Raw genomic sequence first — 19,027 nt, 5'->3', positions numbered from 1 at the left:
TAGTCACTGTTTTTTGTAAACGAGGATGTTGCAGCGAACGGCAGTCATTAATGGCGTGGTGACGGCTACAATAAGCGACTGAGGTGAGTGCCTCTGTTGAATTACGACAAAAAAACTGCTAAACACAGAGGTTTACCCTCGTTTTTAGCAGTTTTTTGTCTATGAATCAAGTGTTTCATCGGTAACGTATTTTCGATTTTTATAGCTGTATTCAGCTTTATTTCTTGTGGGCTAATAAGAGATTAACTATGGTATCCAATTGAAGCTCCAATGAATAAGGATCTTCCATCACAAACTCATCCCCTTTATCGCTAAATGAACCGTACATATAAACCTGTCCTTTTTTTACAGCCGGAAGGCCTTTCCATAGCTCACTATGCAGAATCTGATTAGCCCCTTCATCTTCTGAACCGTATACAAAGATGTGATCTCCCATATACTCGGGTAAAACTTCAAGCGAAATATTTTCAAATCCTTCTTTCATGTTCAATGCCTTTTTAGTAGGTGGCAGCTTTAGCATCTGATAAATGGTCGGACTTCCGTAATTGCCGCCTTTCGCTGCCAAAACATATATCGATTTATTGGCGACTTGTACAATTGAAACCGTCTCTCCGTCTTTAACGATACCTTGAATTTTCGTTCTGGCCTCTGCAGCTTTCTTCTCATATTCAGTAATCCACTGCTCGGCTTCTTTCTGCTTGCCAAAGATTTCGCTAATTCTGCGGAATTTATCCAGCGGTCCCGCTGTAGATTCGCCTTCCCAATACGGCAGGAACACAGTCGTTCCTACCTTTTGGTAGCTGTCGATGTTCTTTTCGATTGAACCGATAATTAAATCCGGTTGCAGAACGGTCAGTTCCTCCAAATCCATAGGAAATTCACCGAGATCCTTGATTCCGGCCAATTTCTCTTTGGGATATCCCGATTGATCAATCCAAGCCTCATTCAGCATAAAGCTTCTGACCCCCACCGGAATAATCCCCAGCTTCAAAAGATGACCCATATACTGATCCGATGCCACTCGTTTAGGGTTTGCAGGTACTTCCACATCGCCTTTTAATGTCTTAACCGTTCTTGTCTGTGCTTGCACTGCCGCTTGTCCATCGCTGTTGGATGATGTCGCTGTATGATTAGCCTTCGTTTGCGAGCTTCCATTTGTATTCGTCGGAGCCGAGCAAGCTCCCAGCATCAATGATAAACACAGCATAATCATCATGGCCGTTATTTTGACTCTTCCGTGCATAAACAAATCTCCTTCCGCGTTATACCGATATTGATAATCAATATCAGTATAACGTGCGAAAGATGTCCGCTGAAGGGCATATTTAAGCATCGTTTGGGGCATATCCTGATCTTGCTTCTGAGCATGATGCTCCCGTTCCTTTTTGAATCGTACGGGAGATAGTCCCTTATATTTCTTGAAGCTGCGACTTAAAGAATGGGCATCTGGATATCCCACACGCTCTGCGATCTCCTGCAAAGTGGCGTCCGTCTGCATTAGCAGTTCTGCCGCTCGATCTGCTCTTACCTGGCCCAAGTAATGAATCGGACTGGTATGCATTTTATTTTTGAACAACCTGGATAAATGTCCAATACTGCATTCTAGCTCCTCTGCAATGGACTCAAGTGCCATAGGCCGACTAAAATGCTCACGAATATAGGCTACAGCCTGCGATACCAGGTCGGGCTTAAGAGGCTCAATGCCCTGCCGATACAACTGCTGCAACAACTCATATACAAATTGTTGAAATAAGGCTTTGACATGCAGTTTGCCAAGTCCGGAAGCTTCACGCCATTCTTGCTCCAACAGCTTCACTTTATCGTACAGGGGCAGTGGGTAATGAGGTGCGAAAGCATACTGGTTCTGAAAAGGATTTTCCTTTTCCAGCAATTGTGCAATCTCTTTGCGGCTAGGCAGGGCCAACGTTGCCTTGTACAAAATGATGTAATATTCAAGCACCTCTTCCGCCAGGATACTCAGGCACATTCCTTTTCCGCCATGCAGTACATGGAAACGCTCTACCCTGTGAATACTGTTATCCAACCGTACCCGTGCGTTTCCACGAACGGTATACAAGAACGCACTGGCAGGAAGTCGATAGGTTCGTAGCTCCTCCCCTTCTTCGATCTTCTTATGACGAACATCCATCACCTGTATAAAAACATGATTCCACAGCAAAATGTGATCATTCAACTTCATTGCTTTTGTTCAGCCCCCGATCCAAACCATCCACGTACCTGCTCAAACTCATATTCAAACTATAATATATTATAGTTGATAATTATTCTCACAGGCAATGAAGTGATTTCATACGGAGCCTCTACTTTGGACGGTCCATTTTTCTGACCGCATTCTCCGCAGCCTCCATGATTACTTCTCCCAATGTAGGATGGGGATGAATGGTTAGAGCTAAGTCTTCTACGGTTGCTCCCATCTCGATAGCCAGAGCAAGCTCGGAAATGAGTGTTGAAGCTTCGACGCCGACGATTTGCGCCCCCAGTACGATCCCCGACCCCTGCTTTGCTACGATTTTGATGTACCCCTCTGCTGCCCTTAGCGCCAATGCTCTGCCGTTAATTGCAAAGGAAGCTCTGCCAATGACAATCGGTAAGGCTTTTTCCTTTGCTTCTGTTTCACTTAGGCCAACACTAGCCAGCTCTGGTTCAGAAAAGACAACCAGCGGCATGGCTTTATAATCCACTTTAGCAGCTTGACCTGCAATCGCTTCTGCCGCAATCTTCGCTTCATAGGAAGCCTTATGGGCAAGGGCTGGACCCTCCGTAATATCTCCAATGGCAAAAATATGCGGAATAGCCGTTCTACACTGCTCGTCTGTCTCGATCAACCCCCTGCTCGTCAGTGGCAAGCCAATGTGCTCCAATCCTAATCTGCCATCCGTATTCGGTTTTCTGCCTACAGTAACTAATACAAACTCAGCGGTGACATGATGCTGCTCTTGATCTTTTGAATAATGCAGCGTAATAGTATCCGTATTATGCACGACTTTTTCGGCTATCGCCCCAGTTACGATGCTTGCACCATCTGTTTTCAATTGCTTAACAACAGGGGCCACAAGGTCCGTCTCAAATCCCGGCAGCACCCGTTCCCCTCCCTCCAGAATCATTACCTTTGTTCCAAATTTGGCATACATTTGTCCAAGCTCAACGCCAATATATCCACCACCTATCACGATCAGGCTGGACGGAACCGCTGGAAGCGAAAGCGCCTCTGTAGAGGACAAAATACGTCCGCCAAACGGAAATGCTTTCAGCTCGATTGGACGGGAGCCGGTTGCCAATATGGCATACTTAAAGGATATCGTTTGTTCCGCTCCATTTTGATTGATGATGGCTGTATGCCCATCAACCAAACTCGCCTCCCCTTCCAGAATGCTCACACCTGCCGTTTTCATTAAAAAGCCAACTCCGCCTGCCTGCTTATTCACAATCCCCTGTTTGAAAGCCTGAGCATTCACGAATGACATCGCTGCATCTGCCTGATTTACCTGCCTGAGTATCTCATAGCGATGTGCTTCGGCAATCAAAGCTTTGGATGGAATGCAGCCCACATTCGTGCACACTCCACCTAGCTGACTGCGTTCAACAATCGCCGTTTTCATTCCAAGCTGAGAAGAACGCAATGCTGCCACATAACCTCCTGGCCCTGATCCAATGACCAGTGTTTCTACAGATTCAAGCTTGCTCATAACTAATACCTCCTGTTAAAATGGCATGATTTAAAATATGATGATTATAATATATTATAATCATCATATTTTAAAAGCGTCAATAGTCTTGATCAGCCTTTCTGAAGTTGTCGTTATAGGAAGACAAATTGACACGTTTTATTATGATGATTATAATATTTTGAAGTTAGCATTATAAACCCGTGGAGTGATTACAATGCCTTATCCAAAAGGCCATAAGATGAAAGTGCGGAGTAAGATCGTTGAAAGTGCTGCCCAAGCTTTCCGTGCCAACGGTATTCAAGATGTAAGTGTGCCCTTTATTATGAAAGGGGCAGGATTAACTCACGGCGGGTTTTATTCACACTTTGATAACAAAGAACAGCTAGTCGCCGAAGCCTGTCGCTATGCCGTCAGTGATACCCTCGCACTGCTTCAGGAGGCCGTTGACCAAGAAAAGCAAGATCCTAAAATTAATGTTGTCATCGATTACTATTTAAGCACCCATCACCGTGATCGAACAGAAATAGGCTGTATTATTCCTGCCCTTTCCGTAGAAATAGCCCGTTCTTCCGAAGAAATCCGGCAGATATTCACGCAGGAGTTGGAAAGAATGATTACGTTTATCTCCAATTTGGGGGGAATGGATCAGTCCAAGGGCAGTGCATTGTTCAGTAGTATGGTTGGTTCTCTTGTGCTTGCACGTTCTGTTAATGATCCTAAACTGAGTGACAGCCTTCTCTCGGCAGGCAAACAGTATGCCAAAGCGCTCGTTAATAGTTGAATGTAAGTATGTTTTACGTATGCAAAAAATCCGCTAAACACCAAGAAATCCTTGATGTTTAGCGGATTTTTCCTAAGAATCTAAACTCAAAACGGAGGTAACGATTTGTCAGAGATTCGAAGTCTCCACCTGCCAAATCTCCGTTATGTTCCAAATCGTTTGCGGTACCCGCATTTTCGGCATAACTCTTCTACCGCTTCTCTCTTAGAGAACCCGAAGTACAGACGGTTTGCACGCTCCCCTTCCACAATGTCGGAAAAAGATTGTTCATGCACGTTACCTAAATTTATGACGCCTTCTCCATCCAGACAGCAAGGGACCACCGTTCCATCCACCAATACCGCCGCTTGGCTACGGAGTGCATGGCAAAAGCCTTTTCCGTCATCTTCCGGAGCACTGAGGCTCGGCCATTCAAATTCATGGTCTTGATTCAAATAAACGTTTGGTGCGATTTTGACCCCACTGCCCGGTATCACCTTTTCCTCAATCCGATAGTCCAGTCCAAATTCTCGCTCCAGTCGTTCAAGTGTTTCCCGGTTGCGCTGACGCTGCACATTAGTCAAATTATCTTCAGTCAAGTTCCAGAGACGGAACGAAATAATGACATTGTGTTTCACCGCTTCTCTTACAAACGTGAAAATATTACCCAAATACCCTTCTCGATCCACGGAGCCTTCATGCCCGTCAAAACTGTGGAGAGAGAAGTTCATCTGACGCAGCGCTGGTTGCCCAAGCAGCTTATGTCCGGTCTTCGGCAGCAAGGTACCATTGGTGGTTATATTGACCTTCAAGCCTTTCTCATGAGCACTTTCCAGCAAAAGATCAATTTTCGGATGGAGCAACGGCTCTCCTTTTACATGCAAATAGATGTAATCCGTATGTGGTTTGACCTGATCAAGCACATTTCGAAAGACTTCCGGATCAATAAATTTTTTGACACGCTGTGTTTGAGGACAAAAACTGCATGCGAGATTGCAAATGCTCGTTATCTCAATGTATACCTTTTTAAAAGTTTTCAACATGATTTCCCCATTCTAACCTTCATCCGGAGCATCTTGTTTATGCTCACTAATCTTATGATTATAACGGGTTATCACCGACAGGTAAACTCTCCAGTCTCCCCCTTGGTGTGGGCATCAAATGCTCGACACATACGCCTATCCAAGATTTGATTTGATATTTTCTATTGACCCTAGGTCTGACCTAAGGTTTATAGTGGAGTTATTCAACTATCAGTAAGGAGTCCTGTCATTGAAAGAACACATTACGATCAGCCAGCTTGCTCAGCTCATGAATGTATCTGTACATCAACTGCGATATTTTGAAGAAAAGGGAGTCCTGTATCCATCACATACAGAAGAAAATCAATATCGAATGTACGGGCTTCATGAGATTTATCAGCTTTCGCATATTTTATTATTACGCAAATTAAATGTCCCTGTCGATCAGATTCAAGAATGTATGACTTCCTATGCTGCCGATGACTATAACCAGCTTTTAGAGCATTCGTTGCAGAAGGTACAGGCCGAAATAGCTAACTTGAAGATGCATGAACAGTTTATTCACAAAGTGTTAGAAGAACATAATAATCGGACCCAGCAGGACGATGAGTATCAGGTCAAACGATTAGGTCCCCGTCATTTAAAGCTATGGTTTGCATTGGAGAATGGTCAAGAGCTCACTGCCGGTAACCTATTTGAACACCGCCCTGCCCCACCTCGATTATTTGAAAATGACCTGCATTACTTGTCTGATGCTGGACAGGCGAAGCTATGTTATGAAACGGCGGATGTGGCTGACTATATTCTGGAAGAGGGCAACTATCTTTATAAGCATCTTTCCGTCATTGAAGAACCAGAGATTGATTATGAAATTAAACAAATGGAACGATATGTAGCTCATCACCAATATAACTGCCAAAGCAAGATTGTTCTAGTAGAAAAATCTTATCTTTCGATGTTCGACAACAACAAGCTGCAATACGAAATTCAGGTTAAAGTAGAATAAATCTTGGAGGGCGTTAAATGAGTGCAAAATCCTTTGACATTGTTGCATACCAGAAACAAGACCATGAAGCTGTTTGCAGTCTTTTAGTCGAATCGTTTAAAGCAAAATTCCAATCTCTTGTTACACTGGAGGAGCAAGATATACAGAAGTTGTTAATGCAGGTTTGGGTTCAAAATCCTTATTCTTCATCTATGAAACAATTTGTAGCCAAAGAGAACGAAGATGTTGTCGGTGTTCTTTCCCTCAAATGGAAGGCACCCTCCTCTTCACTTCCTGAAACAAATCCCATTTCTTTAGCTCCGCTCCTAAAACAGTTTGGTTGCTTCAATGTATTTAAATTTTTGACAGGTATGCATGCGCTGGAGTATACCCCCGCTGCAAATGAGTGTTACATTGATCATTTGGCAATTCGTTCAAGTCATCGTAACCAGGGAATAGGGCGCCGTCTTCTAGCTTTCGCACAGCAATTTACGGTTGAATCTGGGTTTCATGCATTGACGCTTCATGTAGCGCATAAGAACCAAGGGGCTATCCGTTTGTATCACAAACTGGCGTTTGAAGTAGAACAATCCAAGTATAATGGGTTACGGCATTTTTGGTTCAAGGAGCCTGTATGGTATCTGATGAGTTGGAAAGAGAACCTGCATTCGAGGAGAGAGCATCGTTGAAAAAAACATTCAAGCTTACTTTTGGTATTGCGGCAACTCTGGCTGTTGCCTTGATACTAATTGTTCTATATCAAAATTCCTACAAGATGACAGAAGAAAAAATACAAATTAAGACACCTAAAGGGCTGTTAACAGGTACATTAGCTTTGCCTAAGAACTACTCGGGAAAGGTTGGATTGGTTGTTTTTGTCCATGGGGATGGTCCTATTAATGACACATATGATGATGGATACAAACCACTGTGGGAAAAGTTCGCTTCCAAGGGTTATGCCTCCCTGTCACTGAATAAGCCCGGTATTAACAGCGCTCCTGGCAATTGGCTCGACCAAAGCATGGAGGACCGCGCACAGGAGATCCGATATGCAATAGACTGGGCAAGAAGCTTACCGATGATTGATAAGCAAAAAATCGGCCTATGGGGAGCCAGTCAAGCAGGATGGGTCATTCCGAAGATCGTTAAAGAGGAGCATGATATTGCATTCAGCATCCTTGTATCGCCTGCCGTGAACTGGATTTCCCAAGGACAATTTAATACCAGAAAAGAAATGGAACAAGAAGGAGCTACTCCGCAAGAAATTCAAAAGACATTGAACTACGATCAAGAAGTTCTACAGTTACTGAAAAAACATGCTTCTTATGAAGAATATCTAGGCATAGCCGATCCTGACGATATGATTTCCAAAGAAAGATGGAGCTTTATAGGCAAAAATTTTCTGTCTGATTCCACCGAGGAATTAAGTCACTTCCATTCTCCTGTACTCTTGGTTCTGGCTGGCAAAGATATTAATGTTGATGTAAAGGGTACCGAGCGAGTCTATCGCCAGAAAATACCTCCAGAACTGCTGTCCGTGATTCATTTACCTGAAGCCGACCATTCCATGATGGATGAAAAAATCGCGCGTTCAAAATCTCTAACTTTCTTAACAGCCGTATTCGCCCCAAGAAAATTGGTGAATGGTGAGTATCTCAAATCCCTTTCCGATTATGTCAGTCAGCGTTAAACAATGATGTTCTTTTTTGCCATACTTCTTTTGATATGCTAATGAAAAAATGCTAATGAAAACCCCATAACTGTTCTCGGTTAGACTGGGAATAGATCTATAAACAACAAAAAAACGGCATCTCTGCCGTTTTTTCTAAAAGGATGGACTCTCAGGGACTCGAACCCTGGACCAATTGATTAAGAGTCAACTGCTCTACCAACTGAGCTAAGAGTCCATAATAAAAGTTTGGTGGAGCCTAGGGGGATCGAACCCCTGACCTCATCGCTGCCAGCGATGCGCTCTCCCAGCTGAGCTAAGGCCCCATCATAAGTAAGTTAATCAACGTTTCAAGCGACTTCTATATCATATAAAATTTTTATTCCTGTGTCAATACTTTTATAAAAAAAATATAATCATCTTCCCACCTTGACCCAAGAAAGATACAGTCAGCGATCAGTCGCTGGCTGTATCTTTAGATAACAATGTTTTCAGTTCCTTCATAAACATATTGATGTCTTTAAACTGACGATAGACGGACGCAAAACGTACGTAGGCGACTTCATCCACTGGGTAAAGCTGTTCCATGACCAGCTCCCCGATCTGCTGACTATCGACTTCTGTGGCTGCTGTGTTGCGGATAGCGTTCTCCACCTGGGATACGATCATATCCAATTGCTCGACGGATACTGGGCGCTTCTCACAGGCTCGAATGAGACCGCGCAGCATTTTATCACGACTAAACTCTTCACGGCTGCCGTCTTTTTTGATGACCATGAGTGGGGTTTCCTCCACCATTTCAAAGGTGGTAAAACGCCTGGCACACTGCTCACATTCACGGCGGCGACGGATGGACTTGTTATCATTCGCAGGTCGCGAATCCAACACTTTCGTGCCATTGTAGGCACAATACGGACATTTCATAATCTCACCACTTTCTTTTTCCAATAAATTCCCGAAGATTTTTAGTAATAATTTTGTCAAAACGGATCATAATATGTTTACCACATCGCGAGGAGGTGAACAACAATGGCACAAGGAAACAATGGCAACTCCAACAATCTGGTAGTCAGCAGATCCTCCGGCGCTCTGGAGCAAATGAAATATGAGATCGCTCAAGAGCTGGGTATCAGCATTCCTCAAGATGGATACCAAGGTAACATGACTTCCTATGAGAACGGTTCGATCGGGGGCTACATCACAAAACGCCTCGTAACGATCGCCGAACAACAATTGGCAGGTCAATACCAATAATCGCGGTAATAATGCAGAAATAACAAGAAAAAGTGTATGGACGGGCTGCTAAAAACAGCCTGTCCTGCGCTTTTTTTCATTTTAAAGCGAAAAGGCTCATCATGTCATTAACTTGTCTTTTAAAAATCATTATAAATTTTCGTGTATTGCCTGTAGTAATAAATGACCCGCTGTACATAATGTCGTGTCTCACCAAAAGGGATTTGCTTAATGGACTCTTCTTTTCCATCCCACACTCCCTTATCGAGCCACTCTTGAACTTTACCCGGCCCTGCATTGTAAGCAGCTACGATTGCTACAGGATTATCCTGAAACTTCATGGATAGGTTATGCAAATACCAGGTTCCCAGCTCTATATTGGTACCAGGCTCGTGCTTGACACTGTCTAGCGGAACCTTTTGAATCTGGGCGCTGTCCATAATCCAATTTGCTGTATTCGGCATAATCTGCATCAACCCCAGTGCACCCTTATGCGATTGCTTACTGGTTTTAAAATTGGTTTCTACGCGGATAATAGACGCCACCAAAAATGGGTCCACTTCATACGTTTGTGAATACTGCCGAATCTCATCCTTATATTGAATCGGATAGAACCAGGACATCCAATTTGAATTGAGGAACAGAATCAGGACAAACCCGACAAACAAAGTGAGCAGGACTCTTTTCTTTCGCAAAATATTCATGCAAGTCCCTTCCGCTGCCAAAATTGATCAATTTGTCGTTTCGTCTCAGACTGTGTTCCGCTATTATCGATAACGATATCGGCCAAGTTTTTCTTTTGTTCAATATCCATTTGTGCGGACAGCCGAAGTCCAGCTTGTTCCTCCGTCAGACCGTCTCTGAGCATCAGACGCTGGAGCTGAATATCACGTGGTACGTACACAACCATAATTTCCTCGTACAAGCTCTCCAGCCCGGACTCGTACATTAACGGGATATCTGCCAAAACAAGCTTGTCCGGCTGTTCCCGTTCATATGCTTCCATACGCAGTCGCATTTCCTCACGAATAGCAGGATGTGTAATATCGTTAAGTGCCTGCCGCTGGGCAGGGTCTCCGAATACAATCTCACCCAGTTTTTTGCGGTGCAGGGTTCCGTCACTGTTCACTATAGCTTGTCCAAAATGCTGTATGACCGCCGCCAGCACCGGATGCCCCGGAAGCATCACTTCCCGGGCAATGGCATCTGCGTCGATCAGCAGCGCACCTTTGGCGACCAAAAGAGCCGACACGGTGCTTTTTCCGGTAGCAATACCTCCGGTTAATCCGATATTCATGCTCTTTCACCTCATAACAGCTTCAATATGCCCATCATAATCAGTAATAATGCCGGCAATACACCCAGCGCCTTCATAAATCGAAATGCTGATAGAAAGAAGCCTGCCTTCATCCCTGCAATCAAAAATGTTCCACTGAATAACGTAATAGCCAGCGCAGTAGACAGTGGCTGAAAACCAAGCATAGCTGCCCCTAATCCCGCTCCGAACGCATCGACCGATAATGCAATACCCAGCCAAACCGCTTCGGTAGCAGATATACTGCCAGAACGGTCCATATCCGCAGCAGACGGGCTTCGAAGAATCCGAATAACAAGTCCCCATTTGCGGAACTCCAGAGAAAATAGCGTTCGCTCCTGCTGCTCTACAGAAGCTTCTGCCGACAGATCTTTTCTTGAGCTAAGGAAAGACTCTGTATCAGCATCCTCTATACTCTTCTTCTCTCCAAGAACAGATCTGCTCACTGGATCAGTCTGTTCTGTAAGAAGCAGCCCCCGAGAGGCCTCCGCTGAATCCTCTAGCGAATCCTCTTTGCGGTGCAGAGCTTGAAACAAAGAGTAACAGCCGATACAGATCAGGATGACAGCGCCGAAAACGGTCGTATATACAGGAGACAGGACACGAGATAGTAATGCGCCCAATTGCATGGATATGCCAATCACCAAACCTGAACATACGGAGATGATAGCAATCGACAACAGTGGAATTTTCATTTTGCGCAGACCATATGTAACACCGACTCCGAAACTGTCCAAACTTAGCGCAAATGCCAGTAACAGCAGGGCTCCCCAATGATTAGCCACTCCAATTCCCTCCCATTGCGAAGGCAGGGCCTTATAACAACCGAAACCCTCCGCAGTATTGGTACTTGGAACAATATATGAGAGGGATGGGCTTGGGGTGACTGTGCCTGTTTAGCGCAGAGGCTGGCAGACCGGACAATGATGTGTGCCACGTCCGGCTACGACAGATTTTTCGATCAATGTGCCACAGTTAATGCAAGGCTTCGCGTTACGTCCATAGATTTGCAATTGATGCTGGAAGTCGCCCGTTTTGCCCTGTCCATTAACGAACGATTTAATGGACGAGCCTCCAACCTGAATCGACGCACCCAGCGTGGAGACAATAGCTTCATGCAAGACATGAAATTGGCTATCCGTTAGGCTTTTGGCTGGCTGTGCTGGATGAATCCCCGCCTTAAACAACGATTCATCTACATAAATATTCCCAATGCCCACCACATATGACTGGTTTAACAGCGCTGCCTTGATCGAAGTCGAACGAGTTCCAACAGCGACACGCAGCATTTCGGGTGTAAAGGCCTCGTCCATCGGTTCCAAACCAAGCTTGTTCAGCGGCTTTTCCAGCAAATCCTGTCCTGCCGGAAATAAGTGCATCGTGCCAAACTGGCGCACATCCTGATAACGCAGCTCCGTACCATCTTTAAAATGAAAGATGACATGGGTATGCTTTTCCACAGGATCATGTTGCGAATACAATCCATATCGCCCTTCCATTCGAAGATGGGAGACCAACACCAGCCCGTCCAGCAAAATCCGCAGAAACTTTCCGCGTCTCTCCACCCCTGTAATCCGGTGATCGGCCAATTCCATCGCAAAAGCATGGATATCATCGGGCCGTTGAATGATCCGCGGTAAATTCACGGTGACATGATCTATATGTTTATCAACGATAAGCTCGTTTAGCGTTCGTTTAATTGTTTCTACTTCCGGTAATTCCGGCATGATGTCTTCACCTCACCCTATATTATAACGGAAGCAGCGTCAAATTGGGACTATCTACTCATTGAAATATCTTACTTGGCCTCATACCAATTGCTTCCATAGCTTACTTCGGCTTTGAGCGGCACAGCCAGCTTTAATGCAGCTTCCATGGTAGCCGGGACAAGCTCTTTCATCGTTTCCATTTCCTCAGGCGGAACCTCGAACACAAGCTCATCATGTACTTGGAGCAGCATTCTGCTGCGAAGATTACGTTCACGTAGCGCCTTATCCATCTGTACCATCGCCAACTTGATAATATCGGCAGCGGTACCTTGAATCGGCGTATTCATCGCTGTACGCTCAGCGAATGAACGCAGGTTGAAATTGCTGGCGTTAATCTCCGGCAAATAGCGTCTGCGTTCCAACAGCGTTTTTACGTAGCCGTCCCGCTTCGCATCCTTCACAATATCATCCATGTAACGGCGAACGCCTTGGAACACATCAAAATACTGGTCGATAAAGCGAGCCGCTTCCTTCCGCGTAATATTCAAATTTTGTGACAGACCATAATCACTGATTCCATAGACAATCCCAAAGTTGACTGCCTTCGCAGAACGCCGCATGTTGGAGTCCACATCTTCCGCTGCTACACCAAACACATCGGATGCGGTCTTGGTATGGATGTCCATATCGTGGACAAAGGCTTCCTTCAAACGTTCATCATCCGAAATATCAGCTAGCACCCGCAGCTCAATCTGTGAGTAGTCTGCCGCCAAAATAGACCAGCCCGGTTCGGACGGAACAAACACTTTGCGGATTTTGCGACCCTCTTCAAGACGAATCGGAATGTTTTGCAAATTCGGAAATTGACTGCTCAAGCGTCCAGTTGCTGCAACCGTCTGCCGGAAATACGTATGCACCTTACCTGTTTTCTCCGAGATTTCTTTCAGCAATCCTTCGACATACGTCGATTGGAGTTTGGCAATAGTGCGGTACTGCAAAATATTTTGCACAATATCATGATAGGGGGCCAGCTTTTCCAATACCTCCGCATCGGTCGAGTACCCCGTTTTCGTCTTTTTAATGACAGGCAAACCCAGTTTATCAAACAAAATCTCACCCAGCTGTTTAGGTGAATTCAGATTGAACTCTACTCCGGCAATGCTGTAGATTTCACCCACCAACGTTGCAATCTGGGCTTCAAATTCTTTCCCCAAAGCGCGTAGTTCTTCTACGTTCACCAAGATGCCCTGCTTCTCCATATCCGCCAAAATGCGGGACAACGGCATCTCCAGCTCATGAAACAGCTTGTGCATTTCCGTTTTTTCCAGCTCCGCCTGCTGCACAGGCACCAAAGCTTCAATCACCGCTGCCTTACGCGCCACATGATCGGACAGTACATCCACGTCAGGGACTTTATATTTAGCTCCTTTGCCGAACACTTCTTCGTCTGGACGGATCGAAGACAAGCCATATTTGGCTGCCAATCCGCTCAATGTCTGGTTTGCATCGGTTGGGTCCAGCAAGTACCCTGCCAGTTGCACATCAAACTCGGCACCTGCAAACTCAATTCCATGCCAGTGTAAAGCCAAATCCGTTCGATGCAGATCATGACCGCGTTTTTTGCGTTCAGGGTCAGCAAGCCATACGCGAATAGGTGTAGCTGCATCGCTTTGCAGTACATCCAGTGTCATAAAAAATTGCTGTCCCGTTGCGGCAAATATCAGACCTACAATGTCAGCATGATGCGGATTATCACCATGCGTCTCAACATGCAGCACATCCACACGATCTAACACTTCTACCAATTCGCTAATCCGCTGCTCATCCAGCACTGTTACGTCAGCCGCGGCTTCCTCTACGTCTACCCCAGTACTGCCAACCTCACCTGAAAAGGATAAACGCTCCAGCAAGGACTTGAACTCCAGCTTCGCCAGAGCTGGCCCGGCTGTTTCTGCTTGCAGCCCGCCGAAAGCCACATCATCCAGCTGCTTGTCCAACGTTACATCCCGATAAATGGTCGCTAAATCTTTGCTCATTCGCGCGTCGTCAGCATGTGTCTCTACGCGTTCTTTCATTTTGCCCTTCAGCTCATTCGTGTGCGCCAGCACTTCTTCGACTGAACCGTATTGATGCAGCAGCTTGAGCGCTGTTTTTTCACCCACGCCGGGAATACCAGGAATATTGTCCGACGTATCGCCCATCAGACCCTTAAGGTCAATAATTTGCAGCGGCTTCAGGCCATATCGTTCCTGAATTTGCTCAGGTCCATACGTCTCCACCTCAGTAACCCCTTTGCGGGTCAAGCCGACTGTGACATGGTCTGAGGCCAATTGGAGCATATCCTTGTCCCCAGTCACGACCAGCACATTAAAACCGGCTTCGTCCGCTGTCTTGGACAGGGTGCCTATAATATCGTCCGCCTCATAGCCATCCAGTTCAAACTGGGCAATGCCGAAAGCGGTCAATAGCTCTTTCAGCAACGGAAATTGCTGAGACAGCTCTGGCGGTGTTTTCTCCCGTCCACCTTTGTAATTCTCGTATCCTTTATGGCGAAACGTTATTTTGCCGGCATCGAAGGCAACCAGAATATGTGTTGGTTTGTGCTCCTCCAAGAGCCGCAATAACATCGTCGTAAATCCGTACACCGCGTTCGTCTGCTGCCCGCTCGAATTCGTTAACGGTGGCATAGCAAAAAACGCCCGGTAAATGATACTGTTACCATCTATAAGCATGAGTTTATCCATTTAGCACCTCGCAAGTTCATCAATGCATTCGTAACGTTCTTACGTTTTACGCATTCCTCTTCCTATCTTAACATACAAGACTCCTTTTTCAGAAAAAAACGGCTGCTTCCTAACCAAATTTGCCTTTTGCTCAAAGACAAGTCTGGGTCAGAAACAACCGCTATATACCTGAAAGCTCTACTGGTTCAAATCTGGTCTCTCCCCTGTCACGAGATATACAGTACTTTCACCAATATTCGTAGCATGGTCACCAATTCGTTCAATGTATCGTCCTACAAGCAGTTGCAGCATGGCTTGTGAAGCCTCTGCCGGCTTTTCTACCATAAAGGCGTACAGATCGCTGATCATGTGGCTATACATGGAATCCACACGATCATCCTCTTTGGCCATTTTGTAGGCCAGATCTGTATTTTCATCCAAATAGGATTTGATCGCATCATCTATCATTTCTTTAACAATGGAAGCCATGTGCGGAATATCCACCAGAGGCTTAATGATCTGCTGCCCTTCCAAACGAAGTGTCACCTTGGCAATATCAAGTGCCAAATCGCCCATTCGTTCCAGATCACTGGAAATTTTAAATGCAACAATGATCCGGCGCAAATCCTTCGCTACCGGTTGCTGGGTAATAATGAGCTTGGAACCCATATCGAGAATATTCTCTTCCAGCGTATTGAGGGATGCATCATTTTTGACCACCTGCTGAGCCAATTCTATATTTTTGGTCTGCAAACATTCAATGGCCTGATCGAGCGCCTTCGAAACGTGTGCACCCATTTCGCGCAGTACGGCTCTCAGCTCATCTAACCCTTCATCAAAACCTTTTCTACGTATCATTTCGAAGTCACCCCTTCTGGCATATTCATCTGGTAGGCTTTAGCCAAATCGCCCTGAAATATAATCTTCTGTACGTGAATCTTGCGGCGTGGAAAACATCGTCTCTGTATCCGCCGCTTCCACCACAACACCATTTAAAAAGAACGCAGTTCGACCGGACACACGCGCTGCCTGATGCATGTTATGCGTCACCATGACGATGGTATATGTGTCTCGCAATTCCTGAACCAGTTCTTCAATTTTCATCGTGGAGATCGGATCTAGCGCAGATGTCGCCTCGTCCATCAGTAAAATATCTGGCTGTACGGCAAGCGCCCGGGCAATGCACAACCGCTGCTGTTGTCCACCGGACAAGCTCAGAGCTGAACGCTTCAGAAAGTCCTTGACCTCTTCCCAGAGTGCCGCCTGCCGCAGGCTTTGCTCGACCAATTCGTCCAACTTGTCCTTTTGCCGAACTCCATGCAGACGTGGGCCGTAGGCTACGTTATCATAAATCGATTTGGGAAATGGGTTAGGCTGTTGAAAAACCATTCCCACCTGCTTACGCAGAGTTTCTACTTCCATAGTATCGCCGTATATATCCTGACCTGCGATACTCACGGTGCCTTCAATACGCGTTCCCGGTATCATGTCATTCATCCGGTTCAGCGTACGCAGCAGGGTCGATTTGCCGCAGCCGGACGGGCCGATAAAGGCAGTTACCGTTTTTTCAGGAATATCGAGGTTTATATGTTTCAGCGCGTGAAATTTCTCATAATATAAATTCAGCTTATCAATCCGGATTACGGAATCATTCATGGATTTATGATCTCCTTCGTGTTGCAGTTATGATCCTCAAGCATTGCACCTGATTTGCACAATATGAAGATTATATAAGCTGTGTGTAAATTTAGTGTGGTGGATTTGTTAACGGTATGTAAAATGATCAAGAACTTAGCATGAGCTCAAGCTCCTGTGCAATTTCGGCTGCATTCAAAGCCGCTTCCTCTGCGGAATGGGACATTTCGCTGTTTTTGGCTTCAATTTCATCGACAGCCTGCAATAGTTTGGCAAAAGTTTGTGTTCCAGCAGAAATATATTGAGAGCCTGTATGAATCTGCTGCATACTCGTATCCGTCAGTTCAGCAGTGTCACGCAGCATCTGCTCGATATGGGTGAGTAAGCCTGTAATCTGCGTGGAAAAAGCTTTCGTCTGGAGTGACATATTCCTCACCTCCTGAGACACAATCTGGAAGCCTCGTCCGTGTTCGCCAGCATGCGCCGCTTCAATGGACGCATTGATCGCCAGCAGTCCGCTTTGATCTGCCAGTGCACGAATGGATGAGGCCATGCCCGCAATGTCATTCAGCGATTGGGTCAACGCCGTCATCTGCTCATGCTGGCGCTTCATTTGCTCCGTGACCGCACGATAGGAGAGCAAAACATCCTCCAATTCTACTTTGCCACGGCGGGATAATTCACTCATTGAGCGGGTTAGCCGCACACTGTCATCGGCCTCTTTAGCTGCATCCAGCACAGTCAGCTGAATACGCTGGACTCCGTCATAGCTATGCCGAATCACATCGCCCCGCTCTTCGTCCGCTTCTCTTTGCATTCGCTGCACGACGGACAGGATATCACGAATCGTGAGTACGCCGAGTAATCGTGTGCCTTCCTTAATCAACACACAATCGTAAAAACGCTGTTCTTCACGCAACATCGCCAATTCCACAATGTCCGATGCCCGGCTTTTTAAATCCACAATTAATGTATCGGGGTCGGCAAATATGGCCGCAGGCTTGTCATAGAACAACGCCGCAGCAAATCTGCCCGTAAAATGGCGATTGTACGCATCTCTCATAATAATGCCCAGTGGAAGATCATTTTTATCCACAACAATAACACAAGGTATATCTTCCTGTGTTTTCATAAGTGCTAACAGTTCTTTACAAGACATGTCCGTACCAATGATCGGAACCTCCCGGCATGGCACATAGGTAGTAATCGGCTTGTATGCTTCACGTTCAATCACGGCAGTGGAACTCGGCTGGGTCTTTGGTTCCGTTATCATCGTTCTGAAGTCCCCTTTTTTTAACTACTTGGAGTGACGGGAACATCATATCGGTCATTTGTTGATTCTAGCGATCAGTTTTGTTAATGAAATGTAAAATCACGAAATGGACACAAAAGTCGCCGGACACTGCCATAGATAAAGAAAAACGCTCCTCATTTATAATAAATGAGAAGCGCTTCTTTTTTTATTTACAACCAGCTTGTACCCCACTCCACGGATCGAATCAATATGAACCGAGTCGGGATCTAGCTCCAGCTTTTTACGTAAGGAACTGACGTGCACATCCACGGTCCGTTGACCGCCAATGTAGTCAAAACCCCAAACAGCATTCATCAGATCATCTCGGGTCAATACCACACCCGGCTTGCGGGACAAATAAAGAAGTACCTCAAATTCCTTTGGTCTGAGGCTGATGGACTGACCTCCAAGAATGACTTCATATTTTTCGGGGTAAATCTCCAGCTCGCCCAATTGAATTTTGGAGCTATCTTTCTGATCAGACAACACTCCTTCATCCCCGCCGGAAGTTCTTCGCAGCACAGCCGTCACGCGGGCCAACAGCTCAGAAACGCCAAAAGGCTTCGTGATGTAATCATCCGCACCCGACTTCAGCCCTTGAACAACCTCTGCTTCACCGTTTTTGGCCGTTAAAATAATGATAGGCGTCGTCAGCCCCTGATGGCGAAGTCTGCTCAGAATGTCCAGTCCGTTCATTCCCGGCAACATCAAATCCAGCAGGATCAAATCGTAGGACTCTCTGGAGGCTTTCTCAAACCCGGCACTGCCATGATCCTCCGTGTCCACTTCGAAGCCTTCTTGTATCAAATTGTAGGATAGCAATCTGGCAAGCGTTGGTTCATCCTCAATAACCAGCAAGCGTTGTCCCATAAATAACTTCATCTCCTGTTTACCTGTTAAAGGCGCATTGGTCAAAATCCTGAAACCTTTTCCATACTCATGCGACACCCGTTTATTTTATCACGGCATTGTTAACAGAATGTAAAAAATGTT

The 19,027-nt window shown here is 45.7% G+C and carries 18 protein-coding genes and 2 tRNA genes; 5 read left to right on the top strand and 15 right to left on the bottom strand.

The window, feature by feature from the left end:
• Nucleotides 1–217 precede the first annotated feature (217 nt).
• Together NLX82_RS10030 and lpdA are read right to left on the bottom strand one after the other, a co-directional pair.
• A complete protein-coding gene (locus tag NLX82_RS10030; RefSeq protein WP_209941568.1) occupies nucleotides 218–2,200 on the bottom strand; it encodes an AraC family transcriptional regulator in 1,983 nt (660 codons plus the stop codon).
• Nucleotides 2,201–2,321: 121 nt separating this feature from the next.
• Nucleotides 2,322–3,707 carry a dihydrolipoyl dehydrogenase gene (lpdA, locus tag NLX82_RS10025; RefSeq protein WP_053325104.1) on the bottom strand — a complete coding sequence of 462 codons (1,386 nt, stop codon included), beginning with the start codon at nucleotides 3,705–3,707 and terminating at the stop codon, nucleotides 2,322–2,324.
• 196 nt (nucleotides 3,708–3,903) lie between these two features.
• Between lpdA and NLX82_RS10020 the strand changes: the two genes are divergently transcribed.
• A complete protein-coding gene (locus NLX82_RS10020) occupies nucleotides 3,904–4,470 on the top strand; it encodes a TetR/AcrR family transcriptional regulator (protein WP_023987933.1) in 567 nt (188 codons plus the stop codon).
• Between the two features lie 143 nt (nucleotides 4,471–4,613).
• Here NLX82_RS10020 and NLX82_RS10015 read toward each other — a convergent pair whose 3' ends face one another.
• The gene (locus tag NLX82_RS10015) at nucleotides 4,614–5,492 is read right to left on the bottom strand and encodes a radical SAM/SPASM domain-containing protein (protein ID WP_254347938.1); all 879 of its coding nucleotides are present in this window, start codon (nucleotides 5,490–5,492) and stop codon (nucleotides 4,614–4,616) included.
• Nucleotides 5,493–5,721: 229 nt separating this feature from the next.
• Between NLX82_RS10015 and NLX82_RS10010 the strand changes: the two genes are divergently transcribed.
• Genes NLX82_RS10010 through NLX82_RS10000 form a run of 3 tightly spaced genes read left to right on the top strand, consistent with a single transcriptional unit; the run spans nucleotide 5,722 to nucleotide 8,146 of the window.
• Nucleotides 5,722–6,477, top strand: a complete 756-nt coding sequence (locus NLX82_RS10010) for a helix-turn-helix domain-containing protein (protein WP_028542888.1) — start codon at nucleotides 5,722–5,724, stop codon at nucleotides 6,475–6,477.
• Between the two features lie 17 nt (nucleotides 6,478–6,494).
• Nucleotides 6,495–7,145 carry a GNAT family N-acetyltransferase gene (locus NLX82_RS10005; protein ID WP_104411499.1) on the top strand — a complete coding sequence of 217 codons (651 nt, stop codon included), beginning with the start codon at nucleotides 6,495–6,497 and terminating at the stop codon, nucleotides 7,143–7,145.
• Nucleotides 7,142–8,146 carry an alpha/beta hydrolase family protein gene (locus NLX82_RS10000; protein WP_254347936.1) on the top strand — a complete coding sequence of 335 codons (1,005 nt, stop codon included), beginning with the start codon at nucleotides 7,142–7,144 and terminating at the stop codon, nucleotides 8,144–8,146. The genes NLX82_RS10005 and NLX82_RS10000 overlap by 4 nt, the downstream gene beginning before the upstream one ends.
• 144 nt (nucleotides 8,147–8,290) lie before the next feature.
• On the opposite strand, the gene NLX82_RS09995 is transcribed toward NLX82_RS10000, so the two are convergent.
• From NLX82_RS09995 to nrdR, 3 genes are all read right to left on the bottom strand, one after another.
• Nucleotides 8,291–8,363, bottom strand: a tRNA-Lys gene (locus tag NLX82_RS09995).
• A 12-nt stretch (nucleotides 8,364–8,375) separates the two neighbouring features.
• Nucleotides 8,376–8,451, bottom strand: a tRNA-Ala gene (locus tag NLX82_RS09990).
• A gap of 130 nt (nucleotides 8,452–8,581) precedes the next feature.
• Nucleotides 8,582–9,049, bottom strand: coding sequence for a transcriptional regulator NrdR (gene nrdR, locus NLX82_RS09985; RefSeq protein ID WP_013309614.1), 468 nt, complete (start codon nucleotides 9,047–9,049; stop codon nucleotides 8,582–8,584).
• A 105-nt stretch (nucleotides 9,050–9,154) separates the two neighbouring features.
• Here nrdR and NLX82_RS09980 point away from each other — a divergent pair, with 105 nt between their 5' ends.
• On the top strand, nucleotides 9,155–9,379 hold the full coding sequence (locus tag NLX82_RS09980) for an alpha/beta-type small acid-soluble spore protein (protein WP_013309613.1): 225 nt from the start codon (nucleotides 9,155–9,157) through the stop codon (nucleotides 9,377–9,379).
• Nucleotides 9,380–9,498: 119 nt separating this feature from the next.
• On the opposite strand, the gene NLX82_RS09975 is transcribed toward NLX82_RS09980, so the two are convergent.
• The 9 genes from NLX82_RS09975 to NLX82_RS09935 all read right to left on the bottom strand — a co-directional run bounded on the left by NLX82_RS09975 (nucleotide 9,499) and on the right by NLX82_RS09935 (nucleotide 18,904).
• Complete coding sequence (locus tag NLX82_RS09975; protein ID WP_023987928.1) at nucleotides 9,499–10,062, bottom strand: lytic transglycosylase domain-containing protein; 564 nt, start codon at nucleotides 10,060–10,062, stop codon at nucleotides 9,499–9,501.
• On the bottom strand, nucleotides 10,059–10,655 hold the full coding sequence (gene coaE / locus NLX82_RS09970) for a dephospho-CoA kinase (RefSeq protein WP_023987927.1): 597 nt from the start codon (nucleotides 10,653–10,655) through the stop codon (nucleotides 10,059–10,061). Before coaE ends, NLX82_RS09975 begins: the two co-directional genes overlap by 4 nt.
• 11 nt (nucleotides 10,656–10,666) lie before the next feature.
• On the bottom strand, nucleotides 10,667–11,458 hold the full coding sequence (locus tag NLX82_RS09965; protein ID WP_023987926.1) for an MntP/YtaF family protein: 792 nt from the start codon (nucleotides 11,456–11,458) through the stop codon (nucleotides 10,667–10,669).
• 111 nt (nucleotides 11,459–11,569) lie between these two features.
• The gene (gene mutM, locus NLX82_RS09960; RefSeq protein WP_023987925.1) at nucleotides 11,570–12,400 is read right to left on the bottom strand and encodes a DNA-formamidopyrimidine glycosylase; all 831 of its coding nucleotides are present in this window, start codon (nucleotides 12,398–12,400) and stop codon (nucleotides 11,570–11,572) included.
• 71 nt (nucleotides 12,401–12,471) lie between these two features.
• The gene (polA, locus tag NLX82_RS09955; protein WP_254347934.1) at nucleotides 12,472–15,126 is read right to left on the bottom strand and encodes a DNA polymerase I; all 2,655 of its coding nucleotides are present in this window, start codon (nucleotides 15,124–15,126) and stop codon (nucleotides 12,472–12,474) included.
• A gap of 177 nt (nucleotides 15,127–15,303) precedes the next feature.
• A complete protein-coding gene (gene phoU / locus NLX82_RS09950; protein ID WP_023987923.1) occupies nucleotides 15,304–15,963 on the bottom strand; it encodes a phosphate signaling complex protein PhoU in 660 nt (219 codons plus the stop codon).
• Nucleotides 15,964–16,002: 39 nt separating this feature from the next.
• Nucleotides 16,003–16,761 (bottom strand): phosphate ABC transporter ATP-binding protein PstB, encoded by a 759-nt coding sequence (gene pstB, locus NLX82_RS09945; protein ID WP_023987922.1) that lies wholly within the window; start codon nucleotides 16,759–16,761, stop codon nucleotides 16,003–16,005.
• 127 nt (nucleotides 16,762–16,888) lie between these two features.
• Complete coding sequence (locus NLX82_RS09940) at nucleotides 16,889–18,013, bottom strand: methyl-accepting chemotaxis protein (RefSeq protein ID WP_023987921.1); 1,125 nt, start codon at nucleotides 18,011–18,013, stop codon at nucleotides 16,889–16,891.
• A 159-nt stretch (nucleotides 18,014–18,172) separates the two neighbouring features.
• The gene (locus NLX82_RS09935) at nucleotides 18,173–18,904 is read right to left on the bottom strand and encodes a response regulator transcription factor (RefSeq protein WP_013309604.1); all 732 of its coding nucleotides are present in this window, start codon (nucleotides 18,902–18,904) and stop codon (nucleotides 18,173–18,175) included.
• Between the last annotated feature and the right edge of the window lie 123 nt (nucleotides 18,905–19,027).

The sequence above is a fragment of the Paenibacillus sp. A3M_27_13 genome (genome assembly GCF_024213315.1).
Taxonomy (GTDB): domain Bacteria; phylum Bacillota; class Bacilli; order Paenibacillales; family Paenibacillaceae; genus Paenibacillus; species Paenibacillus polymyxa_B.
Note: the sequence above shows the minus strand (reverse complement) of the source record. Positions and strands in the feature narration are given on the sequence as shown.

Coding starts and splice junctions, on each gene's coding strand:
- NLX82_RS10030 (WP_209941568.1), bottom strand. CDS start 2,200: ATGAAGTTGAATGATCACATTTTGCTGTGGAATCATGTTTTTATACAG.
- lpdA (WP_053325104.1), bottom strand. CDS start 3,707: ATGAGCAAGCTTGAATCTGTAGAAACACTGGTCATTGGATCAGGGCCA.
- NLX82_RS10020 (WP_023987933.1), top strand. CDS start 3,904: ATGCCTTATCCAAAAGGCCATAAGATGAAAGTGCGGAGTAAGATCGTT.
- NLX82_RS10015 (WP_254347938.1), bottom strand. CDS start 5,492: ATGTTGAAAACTTTTAAAAAGGTATACATTGAGATAACGAGCATTTGC.
- NLX82_RS10005 (WP_104411499.1), top strand. CDS start 6,495: ATGAGTGCAAAATCCTTTGACATTGTTGCATACCAGAAACAAGACCAT.
- nrdR (WP_013309614.1), bottom strand. CDS start 9,049: ATGAAATGTCCGTATTGTGCCTACAATGGCACGAAAGTGTTGGATTCG.
- NLX82_RS09980 (WP_013309613.1), top strand. CDS start 9,155: ATGGCACAAGGAAACAATGGCAACTCCAACAATCTGGTAGTCAGCAGA.
- NLX82_RS09975 (WP_023987928.1), bottom strand. CDS start 10,062: ATGAATATTTTGCGAAAGAAAAGAGTCCTGCTCACTTTGTTTGTCGGG.
- coaE (WP_023987927.1), bottom strand. CDS start 10,655: ATGAATATCGGATTAACCGGAGGTATTGCTACCGGAAAAAGCACCGTG.
- mutM (WP_023987925.1), bottom strand. CDS start 12,400: ATGCCGGAATTACCGGAAGTAGAAACAATTAAACGAACGCTAAACGAG.
- polA (WP_254347934.1), bottom strand. CDS start 15,126: ATGGATAAACTCATGCTTATAGATGGTAACAGTATCATTTACCGGGCG.
- phoU (WP_023987923.1), bottom strand. CDS start 15,963: ATGATACGTAGAAAAGGTTTTGATGAAGGGTTAGATGAGCTGAGAGCC.
- pstB (WP_023987922.1), bottom strand. CDS start 16,761: ATGAATGATTCCGTAATCCGGATTGATAAGCTGAATTTATATTATGAG.
- NLX82_RS09940 (WP_023987921.1), bottom strand. CDS start 18,013: ATGATAACGGAACCAAAGACCCAGCCGAGTTCCACTGCCGTGATTGAA.
- NLX82_RS09935 (WP_013309604.1), bottom strand. CDS start 18,904: ATGGGACAACGCTTGCTGGTTATTGAGGATGAACCAACGCTTGCCAGA.